The organism is Psychrobacter sp. 1U1 (assembly GCF_051847535.1).
GTDB lineage: Bacteria > Pseudomonadota > Gammaproteobacteria > Pseudomonadales > Moraxellaceae > Psychrobacter > Psychrobacter saeujeotis.
Genome location: NZ_JBPYDD010000004.1, coordinates 97920 through 119859, shown reverse-complemented (window position 1 = coordinate 119859; position 21940 = coordinate 97920). Strand labels below are relative to the sequence as shown.

Sequence of the window (21940 nt, the reverse complement as noted above, 5' to 3'; positions counted from 1 at the left end):
TAAAATCTATCAAAAATCCAGCTACTATCGATTACCTGCTTTATGATCCATGCGCATCAGCATGAGCTTAGCCAAAGACAGCACAATGAAAGTGATGACAAATAGAATTAAGCCTAAATGTAATAACGACGCCAGATGTAGCTCACTAGAGGCTTCGGCGAATTCATTGGCAAGGGCAGAGGTAATGGTGACCCCAGAAGTAAATAGACTTGGACTGATATTAAAGGCGTTGCCGATGAGGAAGGTCACGGCCATCGTTTCACCCAATGCACGACCCAATCCCAAAATGACACCGCCTACGACGCCCGCTTTGGTATAGGGCAAGATAATCTTAAACATAACTTCCCAAGTCGTCGCACCCATGCCGTAAGCCGATTCTTTTAATAAATCCGGCACCACGGAAAAGACATCACGCATGGTGGCCGCGATAAAAGGAATAATCATAATGGCAAGTACCAGTGAAGCGGTAAACATACCGAGTCCCATTGGTGCACCCACAAATAGCTTACCGATGATAGGCAGTGGACCGACGTGTTCGATAAACCACGGCTGAATGTGATCGCCAAAAAATGGCGCAAATACAAACAATCCCCACATACCGTAAATGATAGAGGGAATACCTGCCAGTAGTTCAATGGCGATACCAAGTGGCTTTTTTAAGAAATTCGGGCACATCTCGGTCAGAAATATCGCAATACCAAAGCTGACTGGCACGGCGATTAAAATCGCGATAAACGAAGTGACAAGCGTGCCATAAATAGGCGCTAGCGCACCGTACTCATTGGCAACCGTATCCCAGTTATTACTGGTATAAAAGCCGAGACCAAATGCTTGAATACTTGGCCAAGCCTCGATGATTAATGAGACCAAAATGCCGCCCAAGGATAAGAGAACGAGGATGGCAAAAGCCTTAGTTGCATTAACGAATAGCGCGTCGTAACGTTTTTGTTTAGCCAGTTGGGACCTTAGGTCATTCATAAGTGTCTCAGCATCAAATAGGGTTAAATCAAAAGATTCAAAAGATTAATCAGGTCTTATCACAGCAAACTAAATTTTAATCAGTAGCGCTACTAACGGTAATTAATAACGCTACTTTTAAATTTGTTGTGATAAAACCTTTCAAACAACTACCGGAGAATAGCTGTTTGAAAGGGTGACTCGAGAATCATTACTGGTTTTTAAATACTATTGAGCTGGTTTGTAGACGGGTTGACCATCGCTGCCTTTGACTTCATTCCACTGCGCTTTAAAGAGCGCAACAGCGGTATCAGAAAACGGCACATAATCAAGGGCTAAGGCATCATCGTCGCCTTGAGCGTAAGCCCAGTCGAAGAAGTTTAAGACGCCAGCCACTTGCTGCGGATTTTCTGGCTGCTTATGTACCAAGATAAAGGTCGCCGCTGCGATTGGCCATGCTTGCTCAGTCTCAGAGTTGGTGATGACTTTATAAAAGCCTGCTTGCTGTGACCAGTCGATATCACCTGCCGCTGCAAAGGTCTCAGCAGATGGCTGCACAAAGTTGCCAGCCGCATTTTTTAGTGCAGTATGTGACATGTTATTTTGCTTGGCGTAAGCGTACTCGACGTAGCCGATAGAGTTTTTCATACGATTGACGTAACTTGAAACCCCTTCGTTACCTTTACCACCTGCACCAGTCGCAGAGGTCGGCCATTTGACGGTTTTATCGACACCAACGCTGTCTTTCCAGTCAGTTGAAACCTTGGCCAGATAATCGGTAAAGTTAAAGGTCGTACCTGAACCATCTGAGCGGAATACGGTGGTAATAGCAGCATCAGGCAGGGTTAAGTCTGGGTTTAGGTTAGTAATAGCAGGGTCGTTCCAGTTGCTAATCTTACCCAAGTAGATGTCCGCTAACGTTGCGCCGTCCAATTTCAGCTGACCTGGCTCTATGCCATTGATGTTGACAATCGGTACGACGCCACCGATGACGGTCGGAAACTGAATAAGTCCTGCTGCGTCCAACTCTTCAGGGGTCATCGGTGCATCGGAAGCGCCAAAGTCTACAGTTTTTGCTTCGATTTGTTTGATACCACCAGAGGAGCCAATTGATTGGTAGTTCACCTGACCGCCAGTCGCGGCATTATAGTCATAAGACCATTTGGCATAGATAGGTTGCGGGAACGAAGCGCCTGCACCGGTGATGTTCATGGCGATGTTTTCAGCAGATTTAAAATCAGTTGCTGTAGTAGACGCTGTATTAGTGGTGGTTTCAGCCGCTGTTACAGCGCTACTGCTATCAGTAGCCGACTCTGTAGTATTAGTCGATTTATTACAAGCGGTGAGTAATAAGGTACAACTAACGGCGACTGCTAATAACGAATAACGCATGTAAGACTCCTAAAGTTTGACAACAAAGCAAATTTGATAAAAAGCAAAAATAACTGTTTGGAAGATGTGTCGTAGTTTGCCAAGCTTTCATGACAGTTTGATGACAATGGGAAATTTATCTTATTAGCAGTGAAATTTTAGATTGGTCGTTATAAATTAATGACTATATAAAATGGTTATATAAGAGGTTGAATTAAACCAGTTGTAAGTTGGAGTTTTAATTCTGTATGCGCAAATGAGAAATAGGCAGATTTGCCTGAGCGTTAACACTTTTTGCCTATCTACTACAAAAAAACAATATCGTAAGTTTCGCTGAGCATATTAATGTATAGATTGTTTCGATTGTATTTTTCTATATTAATGATGACATTAGCGCATATTAAAGGCATAAAAACGGTCTGTAGTAGCGTCAAAGCTAAATGTCCAATACGTCTTAATATTAAATAATCAATACTAAATAACTAGATGGATGGATAAAAAATCATCCGCAAATTCTTATCATCTGCCAGCGAGAAGCCAGCATGTCTACTTTGACGTTAACGATTAATAAGCAGGATTATCAGCTTGATAATCTCGATCCGCGCACGACATTGCTCGATGTCTGCCGCCAACATTTACAAATCACTGGACCCAAGAAAGGCTGTGACCACGGTCAATGCGGTGCTTGTACGATGCTCATCAATGGTGAGCGTATTAATTCCTGTTTGACCTTAGCCGTGATGCACGACGGTGATGAAATCACGACAATCGAAGGCATTGGTATGCCCGAATCGTTATCAGCCTTGCAACAAGCATTTAAAGATCACGATGCTTTTCAGTGTGGGTATTGTACCCCGGGGCAAATTTGTTCAGCGACTGCCTTAATAGAAGAGGTCAAGCAAAATTGGCCAAGCTATGTGACGACAGATCTCAAAAACCCTAATGGGCTATTAGTCCAAGAGATCGCTGAGCGCATGAGTGGCAATATTTGTCGCTGTTCTGCTTATCCCAACATCGTTGATGCCATCTCACAAGTGCTTGAAAGCGAAGTGTCAGGTAAGCGGGCTTCTTCTAGTGAAAAGACGAATACAAGTTCGCTGCAAGACTCGGCCGTAACAGGTATTTGGTCACCGCCGCCCAGTCAGTCCCAACTTGGTAACCAATCAGTAAACCATAATAAAACTGCCAGTAGCACAGCAGGAGGCCGCTCATGAAACGCTTTGAATATATCCGTGCCCTCGAACCGCAGCAAGCGGTAATGTTTGCTACTCCTAAAGAGGCCTCATTTATCGCAGGCGGTACCAATTTGCTCGATCTGATGAAGTTTGAGATTGAAACGCCAACCAAACTGGTTGATGTGACACGCTTAGAGCTTGAACAGATTGAAGACACTGCTGATGGCGGTCTACGTATTGGGACTTTAGTGAGCAATAGTGATTTGGCCGCGCATCCTAGTGTGATTGCCAATTATCCAGTATTGTCTCGCGCCATATTAGCTGGTGCAACTGGTCAGCTGCGCAATAAAGCGACGACTGGCGGTAACTTCCTGCAGCGTACGCGCTGCTACTACTTTTATCATACCGATAGCCCTTGTAATAAGCGTGAACCGGGCACTGGCTGTCCTGCAATTGATGGTGAGAACCGCTCTTTGGCTATTTTGGGTACCAGCGAATCTTGTATTGCTCAGCACCCATCCGATATGGCGGTCGCTATGCGTCTGCTTGATGCAACGATTGAGACTGCCAAAACCGATGGCTCGACTCGGCAGATTCCGGTAAAAGACTTTTATTGTCTGCCAAAAGATACCCCCCATATCGAAAACGTTTTAGAGTCCGGTGAGCTTATTACGTATGTTGTGCTGCCAGCACCTATTAAAGGTATGCACACTTATGACAAAGTGCGTGACCGCGCCTCTTACGCTTTTGCGCTTGTATCCTGTGCAGCTGTGATAGACGCTGATGATAATGGTAATTTGGCGACAGTACGCTTAGCATTTGGCGGAATTGGTACTCAGCCATGGCGCAATGAGGACGTGGAAGATCTATTGACGGATACGCAGGGCGACGATGACACTATCAATCAGGCAGCAGATCTGTTGTTAAAAGATGCCAAAGGTAGCGGTCAAAACGATTTTAAAATACCACTAACACGCCGTTTGCTAAAACAAGTCATTAAGCGTGCACTAGCGGGCGAGGGAGCATAATCATGTCATTATTAGATTCAGTATTACCGTCAGAGCCTACCAATAAAGAAAAAATGAATGAGCCTGTTGAAACGTTATTTGACAAAACAGCAAGTAATTTGGTGGGTAAACCGATTAACCGCGTCGAGGGCTCGTTAAAGGTTAGCGGTCAAGCTCATTATTCGGCAGAGATTCAACTAGACAATAAATTGTATGGTGTCTTGGTGGGCTCAACCGTTGCTAAAGGAAAAGTCGAAAAGATCGATAACGACTCGATTGCACATATTCCAGGTATTATTAAAGTCGTTACTGATCCTAAGCGCTTCTTACGTAATGCACAGCAAGGCGGTGAGACCGAAGCACCGACTCAGGGCGTAAGCGAGGTTTTTTATCATGGTGAGCCCATCGCTGTTGTTGTCGCTGAAACTTTTGAAGCGGCGACCGAAGGCGCCAAGGCCCTTAAAGTCACTTATAAAGACGAAACCGATCAAGCGGCTTTGGATTTTACTAAAGAGCTACCTAACGCCCACGAGGTAAATGAGAAAAAAGGCTCGGATAAGAATGCCAAGCACGGAGATCCAGAGCAAGGCCTTGCGGATTCGGCGGTAACCCTCGATAGTATGTACCATACCCCAAGTCAAAATAGCGCTGCAATGGAACCGCACGTTACTTTGGCACATTGGGAAGATGACAAGCTTGTCTTATATACTTCAAACCAGATGATCGCCTCTTGTAAGCAGCAAGTAATGGACGCATTAGATTTGAATAAAGATCAAGTCGAGTTGATCTCCTATTATGTGGGCGGCGGTTTTGGCAGTAAGCTTGGTATTGCACCAGAATCTATTGCTGCCGCTATTGCTTCTAAAGAAGTCGGTCGTCCAGTACTGATTACTATGACGCGCCCGCAAGTGATGGAAGCGACGGTAAGACGCTCAAATACCCGTCAGCGTATCGCTATCGGTTGTAATGAAGAGGGTATTATTAATACCTTTATTCACGATACCACGACCAGCAATTTGCCAGGCGAGGCGTTCTTTGAACCAACAGCGTTATCCACTCACTTTTTGTATCGCGGAGAGAATCGCCGCGTCAGCTATCAGATGGTAGATATGAATCACGTATTATCAGGCTCTATGCGTGCTCCTGGTGAAGCGGTAGGTATGATCGCTGTTGAATGTGCGATGGATGAGCTGGCGAACAAGCTTGAGATCGACCCTATTGAGCTGCGCCGCCGTAACGAACCTGAAGAAGACCCTAGTGAAGAGATTCCGTTCTCCACGCGTCAGCTGGTCGCCTGTATGGAAAAAGGCGCTGAAGCATTTGGTTGGGACGAGCATAACCCCAAACCTGCCAGCCGACTAGAAGGCGACTGGTGGATAGGTACCGGTATGTCTGGCACTTCTCGTGGCAACACGTTACAACCTTCTGAAGCGCGGGCGATACTACAAGTCGATGACTCAAAAGAGCTTGGCGTCAAAGCCATTATCGAAACGGATATGACAGATATTGGGACAGGCTCTTACACCGTATTTACTCAAGTCGCAGCCGACTTATTAGGTCTGCCTATCGATCATATCGAGATGAAGCTTGGCGACAGTGATTTACCGCCAGCTTCAGGTTCTGGCGGTAGTTTTGGCGCGGCCAGTGCTGGTAGTGGGGTTTATTTGGCTTGTGAGCAGCTACGCACCATGTTAGCCAAAAAGGTAGGTCTACATGCCGATACGATTCGTATAGATAACGGTCAAATCAAAAAATCAGGTGAGCACGAGCCTAGTAAAGTAGAAGTAGCCATTGATGCAGGTAAAGAAAAAGTCACAGAGCTGGTTGATGAAAAATTGGCTAATAAAGTCTCAGGCTTGATGGATAAAGCCGTAGATTTGATGGATATAGCGTCAGAGAAAACGGGTATACCGCTGCCAGAATCGGCATCAAATCTGAAAACAGCAACCGAGCAATATGATTTTGATGATAATCAGTCTTATGCACTAGCCGATATCATCGCTGAGTTTGACGAGCAAGAAATCAGCGCCAAAGGCCAGATCAAGCCGGGCAAAAATGGCAAAAATCTTCGCCAAGCCTCGTTTGGGGCCAACTTCGCTGAAGTCGCGGTACATAAAGTCACCGGTGAGATTCGCGTCAAGCGTATGACTGGCGTGTATGCAGCGGGCCGTATTCTCAACCATAAGCTTGCAACTTCACAGTGTTACGGCGGTATGATATTTGGCATTGGTTCCGCTTTGATGGAGGAGGTCATTCATGACAAGCACGATGGCCGCTTATGTAACCATGACCTTGCCGAGTACCATGTGCCGGTCAACGCGGACGTACCGCAGTTGGATGTGATTTTGTTAGAAGAAGATGACCCTTATACCAACCCTATGCATATTAAAGGGATTGGAGAAACCTCCATTTCAGGATCGGCGGCAGCTATTGCGAATGCTATCTATAATGCGGTCGGTGTGCGTGTTTATGATTTTCCAATTACGCTTGATAAGCTGCTTGCTGAAATGCCAGAGTAAGGGCTGTTGATAGATTTTTATCAAAACCTATCATTTTCACCTCAAGAACCCGCTTTAGATATTGGCTAAAGCGGGTTATTCTTTCTTCAAAATGATTATTTCTTTAATATAAGAAGCATATTATGAATCAAATTGCTGACATTCTTAGACTGGCAGACGAGGCTCAACAGCAAAAAATCGATGCCGTACTCGCAACGGTCGTCCGTACTGAAGGCTCAGCATATCGCCGGGCTGGCGCCATGATGCTCATCCTTGAAGATGGGCGTTCAGTGGGGATGATCAGTGGCGGCTGCCTTGAGCCGCATATTATCAAGCGCGGGTTTTGGCTCACTCGTCACGGCGCATGCGTGCAAGCTTACCAAACCGGCGACGATATTGGCTATACTGAGGATGGCAGGGCTAAACCTGACATTGAGCTGACGCAAAACGATGTGAGCGACGATCCACATGACGATTTATATCATGAGATGGACGAATTAAATTTTGGTCTAGGTTGTAATGGGCGCATACACATACTGTTTGAGCGACTAACGTCGGCTACGGCTTTATTAGATATCGTTCGGCAAGTGCGTGCAACTCAGCAGCCAAAAAAAATTGCAACCCTCATTCGTTTTGCTAATCATCAAGATTCAAGCTCTAAACTTAAAATCAGTATGCGTCTTGATTTGGATAATTATACCGAGTCGGGACAAATCACGACTATTGGCACTGATAACAGCGGTATCAATAGCGAGTCAAATCAAGCTGGCGCTAACACCTCAAATACGATTGCGGATACGGTTGAAAAATTAGCACAACATGCACTTATCGATAAAAATGCCGAGTATATTGTTGTAAAAGATGATGAACATGATAACAATGATGAAAATGACGACAACGCTAACTTAGTAACCGAGTGGCTCGTACAAAGTATACAGCCACAAATCCGCTTGCTGATTTGCGGGGCAGGTGACGATGTGTCAGCGCTGGTCACCATGGCAAAGCTGCAAGATTGGCACGTCACCGTTGTAGACAGTAGGTCAGGATATGCAACTCGCTCACGTTTTTTTCAGGCAGATAGGGTGATGCAGTTGCCGCTTGATGCGACGGACAAGCTACTGGCGCTCAGCGAAAATGCGGCAGTGGCGCTTATGTCACATAGTTTGTCGCAAGACCGTATTCGCCTTGCAACCTTACTAGAGCATGCTCATCATTATAAGTACCTTGGCCAATTGGGGCCACGCTATCGTACTGAGCGTTTGATTAATGAAATTAGCGTGACCAAAGCTGATCCTAGCGTTTTAAATGCAGGGATTAATAAACTGCATTATCCAATCGGCTATAAGCTAGGCGGCGATGGACCCGAAGCCTTAGCACTTAGTATCATGGCACAGATTAATGCAGTCATGCATGGACAAACGCCATCAGCTCAATGTGTAGATTTGGCCAATAGTGATGTAACTATGATGAGCCACGCATGATGACGCAAAATCATACCGTTATTGTTTTGGCAAGTGGTCTCAGTCAGCGCCTTGGTCAAGCAAAGCAGCTACTTCATAAAAATGGTGAGCCATTGATCGGCTACATGATTAAGCTAGCATTAGCGACTCAGCCACAAGCTATTGTCGTGGTTATTCCTAGTGATCATTCATTAATAGCAGATGTGGTGGCTAAGCTGGCAGCACAGTATGCCGCCATTCATACGGTTATGAATACAGCTCCCAAAACTGGTATGGCGCACAGTTTGTATTTGGGTATCGAGGCATTACGCAATGATATTGACTGCGATGATCTTTTAGTCAGTCGCGTATTAATCATGGGCATTGATCAAGTATTGCTTGATAAGTCGCATCTAATCGCGTTGATGACAGGCGCGCAGGATGTGGTTGCTAGTAGATATAGTAGTTTGAACAATTGGAGCGACGAGCAGGACTTGAGCGAGAAAACTGCGTTTCATGAGACAACCACCAATCAAATAACCACTAGTGATCCTCTTAGAAATGATATCGTTGGCCTGCCTCTAAAAATCGATTATGAGCTACTGACACAATGGCAAGCCTTGCTGACAGGGGATAAGGGACTACGGCACTTAATTAGAGGGCTGGCGTCTCACCAAATAAGTAGCGTAAATAATCATCAGCTCAGTTATGATATTGACACGCCAAGCCAACTTGCTCATGCTAGAGCACGAAGATGGATTGATGGTTGAGTTAAGAGGGTTCTTACGTCGCAATCCTTTCATCTTACAAATAACGTGAATAAAAAGAGTAGACCTTTATGATTACTATGGAAGAATTGCAGTCAGCGATAAAGCTGCGCGTAGACAATTACAATAATAACGACTTTACGCGTCAACAAAGAGTCATTGATACTTGCAAGCTACTAGATAGCCAAAATCAAATATTAGCGCAAGATATAAGCTCACCTTTTGATATACCAAGACAAGACCTGTCAGCGATGGATGGCTATGCAATTGCGCAAGGCAGTGCGCTATCAAAAGACAGTACTGTCAAAATAGTCGGCGAATCGCAAGCGGGCAGCGCTTATACAGGTCAGCTTGTAGCGGGACAGGGTGTACGCATTTTTACTGGGGCAGTCGTGCCAAGTGACTGTGATACGGTTATCATGCAAGAGAATACCAATTTTGCAGAAATAAAAGACACGCTTGATAAATCAAAGCCTTATGCTATTACGCTATCGCAAACTGCTGAGATCGATAGCAATATTCGCCGCCAGGGTGAAGAGATTGAGTCAGGTGAAGCGGTACTAAAAACAGGCAAACGCATTAATCCTGCTGATATTAGCTTGCTGGCAAACTTAGGGGTCGGTGAAGTAAGCGTCTTTGAGCCGCTTATCGTTGGGTTGCTGGCAACCGGCGACGAGCTTGTCGCTGTAGGTGATGAGCTGACAAGCCTTGCACAAATATATAATTCCAATACCCCAACCCTCAAAAGCTTGCTCGCAGACTTACCGATTACGATTCGCGACTACGGCATCATTGCTGATGATTTAGGCAAGACGACTGCGGCTGTCAACGAAGCCATGCAAGACTGTGATGTGCTGATCTCAACCGCTGGCGTGTCGGTGGGAGATTATGATTTTCTAACCACCGTCATTGAGCAGTTAGGGCAAATTAACCATTATAAGGTGGCGATGAAGCCTGGCAAGCCCTTTGTGTTTGGCGAATTAAATAAAGACCTTGATAAACCTGTATTATATTTTGGCTTGCCTGGCAATCCATTATCTACGGTTGTCGGAGCGCTGCAGTTTGTGATACCAGCACTATGGCAGATGTCAGGTGCTGGTTTGTCAGAGCAACCTATTCAACTGAACGTCAAAGCGATATTGATGAATGATGTGAAAAAATCAGTCGGTCGCAAAGACTTTCAGCGCGGTGTAGTGTCGCAAAATGCAGCAGGCAGCTATCAAGTTAAGTGCTTTTTAAGTCAGCAATCACACAGAATCAAACAGCTGAGCCATGCCAATTGCTTTATTGTATTAGATAAGGATAGCGGCGATGTGGCAGCGGACAGTACCGTGACCGTACAGCCTTTTCCTTGGCTACATAGTTGATTAAGCGCTTGCCAATTTACTATAAGATGACTACAAGAAAAACCAAAATAAACGCTACAATAGGTTGATAAATCCGAATAGAAAAGTAATGCTGATAACCAGCAATACTAATGGCAGTAAATTATGAATGATGACAATACTAAAATAGGTAATGCTCAGATAGGCAGTGCTCAGATGTATTCGCCTACCTCAGCACATACTACGTTTGATAATTATAGAGCGTCATCTGTAACTGCACCTGCTGCTAGTACGATTGATGCCCATCAGCCTTTAACTGACGGTTTCTCTCGTCGCCTGACCTATCTGCGTCTGTCTATTACTGACTTTTGTAATTTTCGCTGTGAATACTGCCTACCAAATGGTTATCAAGGCAAGCGTCCTGATGATGAATTGAGTGTGCCTGAGATTGCGACACTCATTCGCGGGTTTGCGCAAGTTGGCACCAAAAAGGTAAGAATCACAGGCGGCGAGCCCTCTATTCGCCGTGATGTAGTCGAGATTATTAACACCATTAAACAGACACCGGGCATTGAGACTGTCGCCATGACCAGTAATGGTTATAAGCTTGGTAAACACTTGGCCAATTGGCAAGCAGCTGGCCTAAATCAATTAAATATCAGCATGGACAGCTTTGATGCCGACACCTTTCATAAGATGACTGGCTTTAATACCTTACCGCAACTGCTTACTGATATGGATACCTTATTAGAAACTACCGATATCAAGCTTAAAATAAACAGTGTTTTGATGGCAGAGACTGCTTTTGAGAACTTGATGGACGCCATCGACTATGTCAAAGACAGACCCGTCACTTACCGATTTATTGAATTTATGCAAACCAGTGATAATAGTGATCTGTTTTTTGCCCAGCATGCCCATTCCGATACCATCATCGATTATCTGACTGAGCATGGCTGGCAGCCACACGTAAGAGGTAGTAGCGATGGCCCAGCAGTAGAGTATAGTCATCCAGACTATGTGGGTCGCATCGGTATGATTGCGCCTTATGCTGCGCATTTTTGTGATACCTGCAACCGCCTGAGAGTCAGTAGCCAAGGCAAGGTGCATCTGTGCTTGTTTGATCAAGGCAACTACGATATTCGTCAGCATCTGCAAACAGGGGATATACAAGGTTTGGTTGAGACTTTGCACAGCTTTATGCCGATCAAACCTGAACACCATCATTTGCATGAGTCTAATAGCGGCATTATGCACAACTTATCGATTATTGGTGGTTAGCATGACTGTACTCTAATCATAAAAACTATATTTAAATTATAAAAACTGTATTTTTGAGGAATCCCTATGAGCAAACCTGCTACCAAGTTTACCCCACTTAATATTGCCGTATTGACCGTTTCTGATAGTCGGACGCTGGCAGAAGATACGTCAGGCCAGTATTTAGCAGATAGCTTAACCGACGCAGGTCATCATTTGGCAGATCGCAAGCTGATTACCGACGACATTTATCAGATACGAGCGGTGATTAGTGGCTGGATTGCTGATCCAAATGTGCACGCGGTCATTACCACGGGCGGTACAGGGTTTTTTATTAGAGACAGTATGCCAGAGGCAGTAAATGTATTGTTTGATAAATCTATCGACGGCTTTGGTGAGATGTTTCGTCTGATCTCAAAAGATGAGATTGGCATGTCAACGGTACAGTCGCGCGCGGTTGCAGGCATGGCAAACGGCACGGGTATCTTTTGTTTGCCAGGCTCATCAGGCGCGTGCCGTACAGGCTGGGAGAACATCCTCAAAGAGCAGTTTGATAGCCGTACGCGGCCGTGCAACTTTGTACCACACTTTATGGCACAAAACCCAAGCCATGACTGAGATGATGATAAGTAAAGTGCGTCTATGATAAATGGTTTGAAACCCTTAGACAGCTTGGCTGGTATTGTTATTTTAGCAGGCGGTGCTTCCAAACGAATGGGCATAGCCAAAGCGGCGCTTATGTTACCAACAGGGGAGTGCCTGCTGGATTATCATGTCCGGCATGCGCTGGATTTAGCTCAAGCTCATACTGGCAATAACAAAGACATACCTATTATGATTGCTGATAATGGGCGTGGCTTTCATGTTGGTTCAGAGCTGATGGATAGCGACTCACAAGCGCCTGTTATGCATATTGCTGATTATGGCGCTGATACGATTAATGACCAGAATGCTGATAGACAAAATAGCGCTGGCCAAAATAGTAACGGTCAGATTAGCAACAGCCAAATTCACACGGGCGGTGCATTGGTCGCTATCGAGTCAGCTCTGCAAACTGTGATACAGGCTCGCTCGCTAGAGGCTATAGCGGAAAACCAGTCATCTTGGTTAATGGTGATTAGCTGTGATAGTCTGATACCTGCTACGATGTTATGGCAAAAGTTGCAGCCTGTAACGACTCAAATAAACAAAAATCAAGAAGCTGATAAAAAGGTGATTTGCTTAACCGATAATAGCCATTTGTATCCGTTGTTAGGGCTTTATCAGTTGAGTATTGAGCCTGATTTAAAGGTTTATATTAATAGTGGCGAGCGGCGAGTGATGGCCTTTATTCAGCCTATGACGCACGCTGTGCCGTTAACAAGTAACTGGCAGCATTTGACCAACTTTAATACGCCAATAGATTTTGAGCGTGCCTGCACATCATTATGTAATTTATAAAAACGCAAGAGAATGGATAAATGAACAGCAACAGTCAAGTAAATAACCAAGCTACTGCCACCCAATCCACTTTATCGCATTTAGACAGCGACGGCGATATTACTATGGTCGATGTCAGTGGTAAAACTGCCACAACACGAGAGGCTAATGCGGCGGGACAAGTGCGATTTCCGAGCGAGATTTATGAGCAGATCAAAGCCGCTGATGGCATGACCAAAAAAGGCAGCATCACTCAGACCGCGCATATTGCAGGCATAATGGCGGCTAAGCGCACCCATGATCTGATTCCGCTGTGTCATCCGCTGCCATTAGATAAGATTGGCCTAACTTTTGAGTACGATGATACCTGCAATAGCATAACCGTCAGCGGTACTGTTAAAGTCACGCATAAAACAGGTGTCGAGATGGAAGCCTTGACGGCGGTAAGTATTGCTTGTTTGACCATCTATGATATGACCAAAGCGCTATCGCATGATATTGTCATTGATAATGTACATTTGCTAAAAAAGACGGGTGGTAAGTCAGATTATAGCCACGTTTAAGATAAGAAATATTATCTGCAGAGTTGGCAAGTGCAAAGACACAAAGCCTAGTAGATGATAAAAAATGGAGAGTGTGATGAACACTATCGAACCAAAAATCGTTGAGCCAGAAACTAAAACAGCAACCAACGTTGATACCGCTATGGATATCAATGTTTTATACTTTGCTAGCCTTGCCGATGAAGCTGGGCGCCAGCAAGAGATCGTTAGCGTGGTGCAGTCAACCTCATTGAGCGAGCTATACGATCAGCTGCGTCAAAAGCACGGATTTAGTCGTCCGCAAGCTGAGCTGCGGGTCGCCGTTAATGATTACTTCGCTAAATGGACAGAACAAATCCATGATGGCGATAGCGTGGTGTTTATCACCCCAGTTGCTGGTGGTTAAATAAGTATTTGTTAGCGGCTATATAGCTAAAAACATTAAGTAGAGAGAAAAGATGACAGACAACGTCCATAGCCATTCAATGACCATCAAACGCAGCGTTGATGAAGTATACACAATTGCTGAACGCGATGGCTTTGCCTTATTAGATATCGCCATAGATGAAGACCGGCTCAAAAGCACCCTTGATGATGACGGCTGCGGTGCATTTGTCTGCTTTGAAGGTCGCGTGCGCAATCATAATAATGCCACCAGTGTGGATCGTCTCACATATTATGGTTATGAAGATTTGGCAATCAATCAAGGCCGTGCCATTATCGAAGAGGCCAAACAGCGTTTTGAAATTACCCATGCTATTGCTATTCATCGTATCGGCGCATTAGAGATTGGTGATGTAGCAGTATGGGTTGGAGTGGTTTCTGCCCATCGTTATCCGGCGTTTGACGCTTGTCGCTGGATACTTGATACCATTAAGGCAGATATTCCTGTGTGGAAGCAAGAGTATTATGAAGATGACTCTTCTAAATGGTTAAGTAATAATGGTTAAGTAATGATAGCTAACTGATAATGGTCAAGTAATGATGGTTAAGATAGCGGCTTTAGTTGGGGCAATATTGATGCTTAATGCCTGTACGCAAGAGAGTACGGTCAGTGAAGCATCTGCTGCTGACACTGAGCAAGCTCAAACGCTGCGTATCGCTGCTGCTGCCAATTTGTCTGACGTATTGCCTAAGATTATAGCAGGCTATAAAAAAGACAATAACCTACCCGTGCAAAATATCTATGACATAGATGTCACTTATGCGTCCTCTGGCAAATTATACGCGCAGATTATAGCAGGCGCGCCTTATGATATATTTTTATCGGCCAATCAAGAATTTCCTGCCAAGTTTGCTGATACAAGCGCGCAAGGCGTAACGTTTCATGAGCCTTTTACTTATGCGCAAGGCCAACTGGCATTATATAGCGTGACCAAACCTTTGGCTGAGCGCAGCCCTACAGCGCTGACCGAGCGCCTGATGAGCGATACTACGGCCAAAATCACTATCGCTAATCCTAAGCTTGCCCCTTATGGCGCATCGGCAAAATCCTATCTGCAGGCGCAAAAGATATATAACACTTTAGAGCAGCAAAAACGCTTAATACAAGCAGAAAATATCGGTCAGGCCTTTCAATACGTGCATACGGGCAATGTCGATTATGGCTTTGTGGCGCAATCACAACTCACTGCTATCAACGCCAAACCTGAGCAATTTATTACTTTAGCACCAGCGTCTTACCCTGCTATTTTACAAGATGGTATCGTCATTGGTGACTCTGCTATGGCGACAGACTTTAGTGATTATCTGCTATCAACAGCAGGGCAACAGCACTTTTTACAAGCAGGATATTTAACCGCTCAATAATGATTGGTGGGATAGAACACACCTTTACTAATATGATGAGCAACGGCGTTATGATAGACCCATCCTTTATGTCCGACATGCTCAGTCCATTCTTAGTCAGCCTTAAGCTGGCTACTATTACCACTTTATGTTTATTACTCTTTGCCACGCCTGTGGCATATTGGCTTGCCAAACCAAGTCGTGGACACTTCGTGGCACGTGTCAAAGTGGTAATGATGGGCGTTATTGCCATGCCGCTGGTACTGCCACCTACTGTTATTGGGTTTTACTTATTATTATTGCTAAGCCCTAGCTCGGGTATTGGCAAATGGCTTAGTGAACATAACATTAGCCCCTTAATCTTTACCTTTGAAGGTCTGGTCATCGGCTCTATTATTTACTCCCTACCGTTCTATATTCAGCCTGTCTATGCTCAGTTTTTACGTATTCCCAAAAGCGTGATGGATATGGCAGGGTTATTAGAGCCAAGCCGTCTTAAGCGCTTTATGAGAGTGGCGTTACCACAAGCAAAAGTTGGTATCATTTTGGGTAGTCTTATCAGTTTTGCTCATACCATTGGTGAGTTTGGCGTGGTACTAATGATAGGGGGTAGCATCGCAGGTGAGACCAAAGTGGTATCGATCGCCATATATGAGCAAGTCGAGGCGCTCAATTATGAAGCGGCGCACATGATGTCAGGCGTTCTTATTATTATAGGGATGATTATGGTGGCGCTCATTGCGAGCATAAATAAGCTGAACCAGCGTTAATCTGTATCAATCCTAAAAGTACATCTTGAAACGGTTATCCACTGTGAGAGGTGATATGCTAAATAGTATGATCATCGCCTAAGTTTTCGATTTCTAGGTTTTTAAGTTGCTGCATAGTAATAATCACAGGCGTAGATCGACCAGTCGAGCTGCACAAAAAGGTGGCAGCCATCGTTAAAAATTAAGGATGAATCATGAAAACAGAACAGCACATTTTAGCCTGTATTGATGGCTCAGCGGTTACTAAGTCGGTTTGTGATTATGCAGCATGGTATGCCAGTAGGTTAGGGTTGCCGGTTGGGCTGCTCCATGTCAGCGATGTTCCGGCGTCGACCAGACGCGACTTATCAGGAGCGATAGGAATCAATAGTCGCGAATTTTTGCTAGAAGAGTTAACAGAATTAGATGAAAAAAGAGCCAAGGTTGTCAATAGTTATACTAATGCATTGACACAGGATGCAAAAAGCTATTTGCAAAGTAGCTTTAAGGAAGTGGACGTCCATATTTATCAACGCCGCGGTAAGCTATTACCGGCTATCGAACACTTTAAAGAAGAAAATCGTGCCATCGTTATGGGGCGTCGCGGTGAAGATCATAAGAACAGCCGCATCAACATCGGTAGCCAAATCGAAACCGTTGCACGAGCATCAAGTATACCTGTTTTAATTTGCTCAGAAGAATTTGAAGCGCCTAAGTCCTACATGGTCGCATTTGATGGTAGTAAAACAGCCATCAAAGCCACACAGATGGTAGCAAAGAGCGATCTGTTGCGAGGATTAAAAGGTTATATCGTGATGGTAGGTAATGACAAAGAAGCCACCAAAAAGAGCCTTACTGATGCTGTAGATCATCTAACGTCAGCGGGCTTTGAGGTAGAGGCGCATCATCTGCCTGAGCTTGATGCAGTTGATGGATTATTGTCGTTTCAGATAGATAATGGTGTCGATATTATTGTAGTCGGTGCTTACGGTCATTCTAAATTGCAGCGCTTGTTTCTTGGTAGCACTACTACAGAAATCATCGCCAGCACAGTGTCGCCAGTAATTTTAGTGCGCTAAAACAGCGAAATAACCTTTTATAAACGACATTTAATTTTGCTAGTAAACAAGGTGGATATAATGGATATTAAAGCAGCAGTCACTCAAAACCAAGGCGCGGCTTTTGAATTAGAGACTGTACAGCTTGCCACGCCTGAGATTGATGAGATACGAGTAAAAGTCATTGCGACAGGCGTTTGTCATACTGATGTGGTCGCGCGTGATATGGGCATCGCGCCATTTCCTATCGTACTGGGTCATGAAGGGTCTGGGATAGTGGATGCTGTCGGCGCAGGGGTAACTGATTTGCAAGTCGGTGATCCTGTAGTGCTATCGTTTGCGCACTGCGGTAATTGCGGGCATTGCCTGACGGGTCATCCAACCGTTTGCGACACTTTTAATGAGCTGAACTTTGGCGGTGCCATGGACGATGGCACCCGTAGGCTTGCGCAAAACGGAGAGACGCTGGCGACTTTTTTTGGACAATCTTCATTTGCCACTTATGCGATAGCCAAGTCTAGAAACGCCGTAAAAGTCGATCCAGAAGTCGATTTAGCGCTACTTGGACCGTTAGGATGTGGTATTCAGACTGGTGCAGGAACAGTGTTAAATCGCTTGATGCCAGAGTTTGGTTCTAGCATCGTGATTTATGGCGCTGGCGCCGTTGGCCTCAGTGCAGTGATGGCAGCTAAGATTGTTGGCTGTCAGCATATCATCGCCGTTGATGTGCACAATAGTCGTCTTGAGCTGGCAAAAAAGCTTGGCGCGACCCATACTCTAAATGGTGAAAACGTTGATGTCGTAACAGAAGTCAAAAAGATAACGGATGGTGGCAGTCACTATGCGGTAGAGACCACAGGCGTCCCTATAGTAGTCAAGCAATCATTAAATGCCTTGCGTCCTTTGGGGACAGTGGCAATCGTTGGTATTACACCAGAGATGAATATCGATGTCCATAATGATTTGATGGCTGAAGGTAAGAGCATGATCGGCGTCATTGAAGGTGACTCTATTCCGCGCGTATTTATCCCGCAGCTGATTGCTTACTTTAAAACGGGTCAATTCCCATTTGATAAGCTGGTTAAATTTTACGATTTTGAGGACATCACCCAAGCGTTTGAAGATTCGGCAAGTGGCATTACCATTAAGCCGATTCTGAGAGTAGGATCATAAGCAAAACGCAAAGTTAAATTGGTTTTTCATCATCCTAAAAGTAGTTTATTTTTTAAATTTCAAAGGTACATATTAATGGCGATATACGTGGATTTTATGCAAATAGAATTTAAAGGCTATAAATGGTGCCATATGCTGGCCGATACCCTACAAGAGCTGCATGAGTTTGCCGAATTGATTGAAGTAGATGCGCGCCTATTTCACCGTAATGCCAGCTATCCGCACTATGATGTAACAGTACAGATGCGAGAGACAGCGATTAAGTATGGTGCTATACCTGCTAATAGACGAAAAATTATCGAGTGCGCTAAAAAATTAAAAGTGGAGCTGCATGAGCAAATAGCGCGATCTGAGAATCGCCAATAAGTGAATCTGGTAGAGAGACAAAAAAGGTGGACCATGCTTTTGCATTCCACCTTTTTTATTGCTCTAAATATGACCATTTTCAATGTTTATTAATAGTTACTTTGCAATAGCTGCTTTACTAACGCCTTCAAGGGCTTTTGCAATATTAGCAAGCTGGGTATCACAACCTTTGATATTATGACGCTCTTTTAGATACTCAGGATTATTGTACGACAGCCATACTTTTTTATCAGCGTCTTCACTGATGAGGATTTTTTGCGGCAAATCGATAGCGACGCTTTGCTCGCAATTCATCAATGGCGTACCCGCTTTTGGATTACCAAACATAATCACTTGCGTCGGTCTTAAGGTTAAATCAGCGCCTTGCGCATTTTTCTGATGATCGACGCGCGCAAATACTTTCATACCTTTGCTTTCGATAATCGCCGCCAGCTTTTCAGCGGTATCTTGAACAGAATGATTACTTTGCATCGTCACCAAACCCTTATCAGCATTGATAGCAGTCATTGTTTCTGGCGTCGATTGCACCTTATCTGGCGCGTTTAAAATATTTTCAACACTGGCGCAAGAGGATACGGCCACAGTTAGGGCAGCGATAGAGATAATTTTAAGCATAAAAATTCCTTTTTTATTGTGGTTGTTTATTCAGTGAGTGATGGCTGACAACATCGAATATTCATTGTGAACCATAATACTGTGCTTCATAACATTGTGCTTCATAGTATTGTGCGTAATAAACTGCGCATAGTAAAGGGTCGCATGACAACACCTCTTAAAGAATGACTAAGCCAAAACCAATTACAAAGCCAAACGCTCTGCCAGATAATCTACGAGCAATCGAATCTTTGGCGATAAATGACGGTTGTGCGGATAGACGGCCCAGATACTTTCCTCGGGCTCTCTATAGTTATCTAATAAGCTGACAAGCTCACCTGATGCTAAGTATTGTTGCACATAATAATCAGGTAGCTGCACAATACCTAAACCTTTTAACGCAGCATCGACTAGACTGTGTCCACTGTTGTATTGCACAGTGCCAGACACGCGCAGGTTTTTTTCTTTATCAGCATCTTTTCCAGAATCTGTTTTTTTAAGATCTATAAAATGCCAATAGTCACGAGTGCCAAGCAGACAGTTATGTTGGCTTAGATCGGACAGCGTATTCGGTATGCCGTGTTTCTTGAGATAAGCGGGTGCGGCACAGACGAAGTTGGTACGACGGCTAAGTTTTTTTGCCATCATCGTCGAATCGCTTAATTTGCCAATACGAATCGCCAAATCATAACCGCCATCAACCAAGTCAATTTTTTGATTACTCAAAAATGCTGTCACTTCGATATCACTATATTGCACCATGAAGTCATTGACCAGTGGCAATAATTGTTGCTCGCCATAAGTGACAGGGGCGGTCAGTTTGATCCTGCCTTGCGGCTTTGATTGTAAGTTACTCACCGCTTGCTCAGCAGCATCCAAACCATCGAGCACGCTGCGGCAGTGCTGATAAAACACGCGACCTTCTTCTGTCAGTGATACCTTGCGCGTTGTGCGATACAGCAATTTAATACTGAGGCGCTTCTCTAAGGCGCTTATCTGCCGACTGACCTGCGCGGTTGAGATGCCCAACTCTTTTGCGGCGCGGGTAAAGCTCTCGTACTCCGCCACATAAACGAACTCGCTAATACCATCCCAACGCATGATTATTACCGTTATGTAAAAGATATTTGCAAATATAGCACATTGTTATCGTTCCAGAAAAGACTATAATGGTCAGTATAAAGTTTAACGCTTCACAGACTGGTACAACGGTAGCTTGCCTCTATTAAGTCAGCACTATAAGATGAGTAGGTCTGTGTTCAATAATCGATAAAACCAGTTAAAAGAGAGAATACTATGTCAGATAAATTTATTAAATCGAAAGCCGCTGTTGCTTGGGCAGCAAATGAGCCACTGTCTATCGAAGAAGTAGATGTCATGCTGCCCAAAAAAGGCGAAGTATTGGTAAAAATCATCGCCAGTGGCGTGTGTCATACCGATGCGTTTACCTTATCTGGTGAAGATCCAGAAGGTGTATTCCCAGCTATCTTAGGTCATGAAGGTGGCGGTATCGTTGAGCAAATCGGTGAAGGCGTGACCAGCGTCCAAGTTGGCGATCATGTCATTCCTTTATATACTGCAGAGTGCGGTGAATGTAAATTCTGCTTATCAGGCAAAACCAACCTATGCTCTGCGGTACGTGAGACTCAAGGTAAAGGTTTAATGCCAGACGGAACCACGCGTTTTTATAAAGATGGTGAGCCGATTTACCATTACATGGGCTGCTCAACTTTCTCTGAGTATACCGTCCTACCAGAGATTTCATTGGCCAAAGTTGACGCTGATGCACCGCTTGAAAAGGTTTGTTTACTTGGCTGCGGCGTCACTACAGGTATGGGCGCAGTTATGAATACGGCTAAAGTCGAAGAGGGTTCTACCGTCGCTGTTTTCGGTCTTGGTGGTATTGGCCTTGCCGCCATTATTGGTGCAAAAATGGCCAAAGCCAGTCGTATTATCGGCGTTGATATTAACGAAGATAAGTTTGAGTTGGCTAAGAAGCTTGGCGCGACTGATTGCATCAATTCTAAAGACTACGACAAGCCTATCCAAGAGGTCATCGTTGAGATGACGGATGGCGGCGTAGACTACTCTTTTGAATGTATTGGTAATGTCGATGTGATGCGCTCAGCACTTGAGTGTTGCCATAAAGGTTGGGGCGAGTCGGTTATCATCGGTGTTGCTGGTGCAGGACAAGAGATCTCAACCCGTCCATTCCAGTTGGTGACCGGTCGAGTCTGGAAAGGTTCCGCATTTGGCGGTGTCAAAGGTCGCACCGAATTGCCCGGCTACGTTGATCGTTATATGCAAGGTGACATCCCATTAAATGACTTTATCACTCACACTATGCCATTAGAGGACATCAATGAAGCATTTGATCTGATGCATAAAGGTGAGAGTATTCGTACCGTTATTCATTTTTAGAAGTTAATCTGTAGATAGCAGTTTTAAAATG

The 21940-nt window shown here is 44.6% G+C and carries 22 protein-coding genes; 18 read left to right on the top strand and 4 right to left on the bottom strand.

Annotation, left to right across the window (positions count from 1 at the left end; genetic code table 11):
• Positions 1 to 24 precede the first annotated feature (24 nt).
• Both pstC and pstS read right to left on the bottom strand, forming a co-directional pair.
• Positions 25 to 978 (bottom strand): phosphate ABC transporter permease subunit PstC, encoded by a 954-nt coding sequence (pstC, locus tag ACS8FB_RS07185; protein ID WP_439261740.1) that lies wholly within the window; start codon positions 976 to 978, stop codon positions 25 to 27.
• Between the two features lie 207 nt (positions 979 to 1185).
• On the bottom strand, positions 1186 to 2349 hold the full coding sequence (pstS, locus tag ACS8FB_RS07180) for a phosphate ABC transporter substrate-binding protein PstS (RefSeq protein ID WP_439261739.1): 1164 nt from the start codon (positions 2347 to 2349) through the stop codon (positions 1186 to 1188).
• 521 nt (positions 2350 to 2870) lie between these two features.
• Between pstS and ACS8FB_RS07175 the strand changes: the two genes are divergently transcribed.
• The 17 genes from ACS8FB_RS07175 to ACS8FB_RS07095 all read left to right on the top strand — a co-directional run bounded on the left by ACS8FB_RS07175 (position 2871) and on the right by ACS8FB_RS07095 (position 18894).
• Positions 2871 to 3542, top strand: a complete 672-nt coding sequence (locus ACS8FB_RS07175) for a 2Fe-2S iron-sulfur cluster-binding protein (RefSeq protein ID WP_439261738.1) — start codon at positions 2871 to 2873, stop codon at positions 3540 to 3542.
• Complete coding sequence (locus ACS8FB_RS07170; RefSeq protein WP_439261737.1) at positions 3539 to 4531, top strand: FAD binding domain-containing protein; 993 nt, start codon at positions 3539 to 3541, stop codon at positions 4529 to 4531. Before ACS8FB_RS07175 ends, ACS8FB_RS07170 begins: the two co-directional genes overlap by 4 nt.
• A gap of 2 nt (positions 4532 to 4533) precedes the next feature.
• On the top strand, positions 4534 to 7029 hold the full coding sequence (locus tag ACS8FB_RS07165; RefSeq protein ID WP_439261736.1) for a molybdopterin cofactor-binding domain-containing protein: 2496 nt from the start codon (positions 4534 to 4536) through the stop codon (positions 7027 to 7029).
• Between the two features lie 122 nt (positions 7030 to 7151).
• On the top strand, positions 7152 to 8489 hold the full coding sequence (locus tag ACS8FB_RS07160; protein ID WP_439261735.1) for an XdhC family protein: 1338 nt from the start codon (positions 7152 to 7154) through the stop codon (positions 8487 to 8489).
• The gene (locus ACS8FB_RS07155) at positions 8486 to 9217 is read left to right on the top strand and encodes an NTP transferase domain-containing protein (RefSeq protein WP_439261734.1); all 732 of its coding nucleotides are present in this window, start codon (positions 8486 to 8488) and stop codon (positions 9215 to 9217) included. The genes ACS8FB_RS07160 and ACS8FB_RS07155 overlap by 4 nt, the downstream gene beginning before the upstream one ends.
• A 68-nt stretch (positions 9218 to 9285) precedes the next feature.
• A complete protein-coding gene (locus tag ACS8FB_RS07150; protein ID WP_439261733.1) occupies positions 9286 to 10581 on the top strand; it encodes a molybdopterin molybdotransferase MoeA in 1296 nt (431 codons plus the stop codon).
• A 123-nt stretch (positions 10582 to 10704) separates the two neighbouring features.
• Complete coding sequence (moaA, locus tag ACS8FB_RS07145) at positions 10705 to 11820, top strand: GTP 3',8-cyclase MoaA (RefSeq protein ID WP_439261732.1); 1116 nt, start codon at positions 10705 to 10707, stop codon at positions 11818 to 11820.
• A gap of 66 nt (positions 11821 to 11886) precedes the next feature.
• Positions 11887 to 12417, top strand: a complete 531-nt coding sequence (moaB, locus tag ACS8FB_RS07140) for a molybdenum cofactor biosynthesis protein B (RefSeq protein WP_439261731.1) — start codon at positions 11887 to 11889, stop codon at positions 12415 to 12417.
• 24 nt (positions 12418 to 12441) lie between these two features.
• Complete coding sequence (gene mobA, locus ACS8FB_RS07135; RefSeq protein WP_439261730.1) at positions 12442 to 13239, top strand: molybdenum cofactor guanylyltransferase; 798 nt, start codon at positions 12442 to 12444, stop codon at positions 13237 to 13239.
• Between the two features lie 20 nt (positions 13240 to 13259).
• The gene (moaC, locus tag ACS8FB_RS07130; RefSeq protein ID WP_439261729.1) at positions 13260 to 13781 is read left to right on the top strand and encodes a cyclic pyranopterin monophosphate synthase MoaC; all 522 of its coding nucleotides are present in this window, start codon (positions 13260 to 13262) and stop codon (positions 13779 to 13781) included.
• 76 nt (positions 13782 to 13857) lie between these two features.
• The gene (locus ACS8FB_RS07125; protein WP_439261728.1) at positions 13858 to 14166 is read left to right on the top strand and encodes a MoaD/ThiS family protein; all 309 of its coding nucleotides are present in this window, start codon (positions 13858 to 13860) and stop codon (positions 14164 to 14166) included.
• Between the two features lie 52 nt (positions 14167 to 14218).
• Positions 14219 to 14710 carry a molybdenum cofactor biosynthesis protein MoaE gene (locus ACS8FB_RS07120; protein WP_439261727.1) on the top strand — a complete coding sequence of 164 codons (492 nt, stop codon included), beginning with the start codon at positions 14219 to 14221 and terminating at the stop codon, positions 14708 to 14710.
• A 31-nt stretch (positions 14711 to 14741) separates the two neighbouring features.
• A complete protein-coding gene (modA, locus tag ACS8FB_RS07115) occupies positions 14742 to 15569 on the top strand; it encodes a molybdate ABC transporter substrate-binding protein (protein WP_439261726.1) in 828 nt (275 codons plus the stop codon).
• Between the two features lie 50 nt (positions 15570 to 15619).
• The gene (gene modB / locus ACS8FB_RS07110) at positions 15620 to 16318 is read left to right on the top strand and encodes a molybdate ABC transporter permease subunit (protein WP_439261725.1); all 699 of its coding nucleotides are present in this window, start codon (positions 15620 to 15622) and stop codon (positions 16316 to 16318) included.
• 194 nt (positions 16319 to 16512) lie between these two features.
• Positions 16513 to 17376, top strand: a complete 864-nt coding sequence (locus ACS8FB_RS07105) for a universal stress protein (RefSeq protein WP_439261724.1) — start codon at positions 16513 to 16515, stop codon at positions 17374 to 17376.
• A 60-nt stretch (positions 17377 to 17436) separates the two neighbouring features.
• Positions 17437 to 18528 (top strand): NAD(P)-dependent alcohol dehydrogenase, encoded by a 1092-nt coding sequence (locus ACS8FB_RS07100; protein ID WP_439261723.1) that lies wholly within the window; start codon positions 17437 to 17439, stop codon positions 18526 to 18528.
• A 75-nt stretch (positions 18529 to 18603) separates the two neighbouring features.
• On the top strand, positions 18604 to 18894 hold the full coding sequence (locus ACS8FB_RS07095; RefSeq protein ID WP_439261722.1) for a DUF4031 domain-containing protein: 291 nt from the start codon (positions 18604 to 18606) through the stop codon (positions 18892 to 18894).
• Positions 18895 to 18990: 96 nt separating this feature from the next.
• On the opposite strand, the gene ACS8FB_RS07090 is transcribed toward ACS8FB_RS07095, so the two are convergent.
• Together ACS8FB_RS07090 and ACS8FB_RS07085 are read right to left on the bottom strand one after the other, a co-directional pair.
• Positions 18991 to 19509, bottom strand: a complete 519-nt coding sequence (locus ACS8FB_RS07090; protein WP_439261721.1) for a DUF302 domain-containing protein — start codon at positions 19507 to 19509, stop codon at positions 18991 to 18993.
• Between the two features lie 183 nt (positions 19510 to 19692).
• The gene (locus tag ACS8FB_RS07085) at positions 19693 to 20589 is read right to left on the bottom strand and encodes a LysR family transcriptional regulator (protein ID WP_439261720.1); all 897 of its coding nucleotides are present in this window, start codon (positions 20587 to 20589) and stop codon (positions 19693 to 19695) included.
• A 210-nt stretch (positions 20590 to 20799) separates the two neighbouring features.
• Between ACS8FB_RS07085 and ACS8FB_RS07080 the strand changes: the two genes are divergently transcribed.
• A complete protein-coding gene (locus tag ACS8FB_RS07080) occupies positions 20800 to 21909 on the top strand; it encodes an S-(hydroxymethyl)glutathione dehydrogenase/class III alcohol dehydrogenase (protein WP_439262132.1) in 1110 nt (369 codons plus the stop codon).
• The last annotated feature ends 31 nt before the right edge of the window (positions 21910 to 21940 follow it).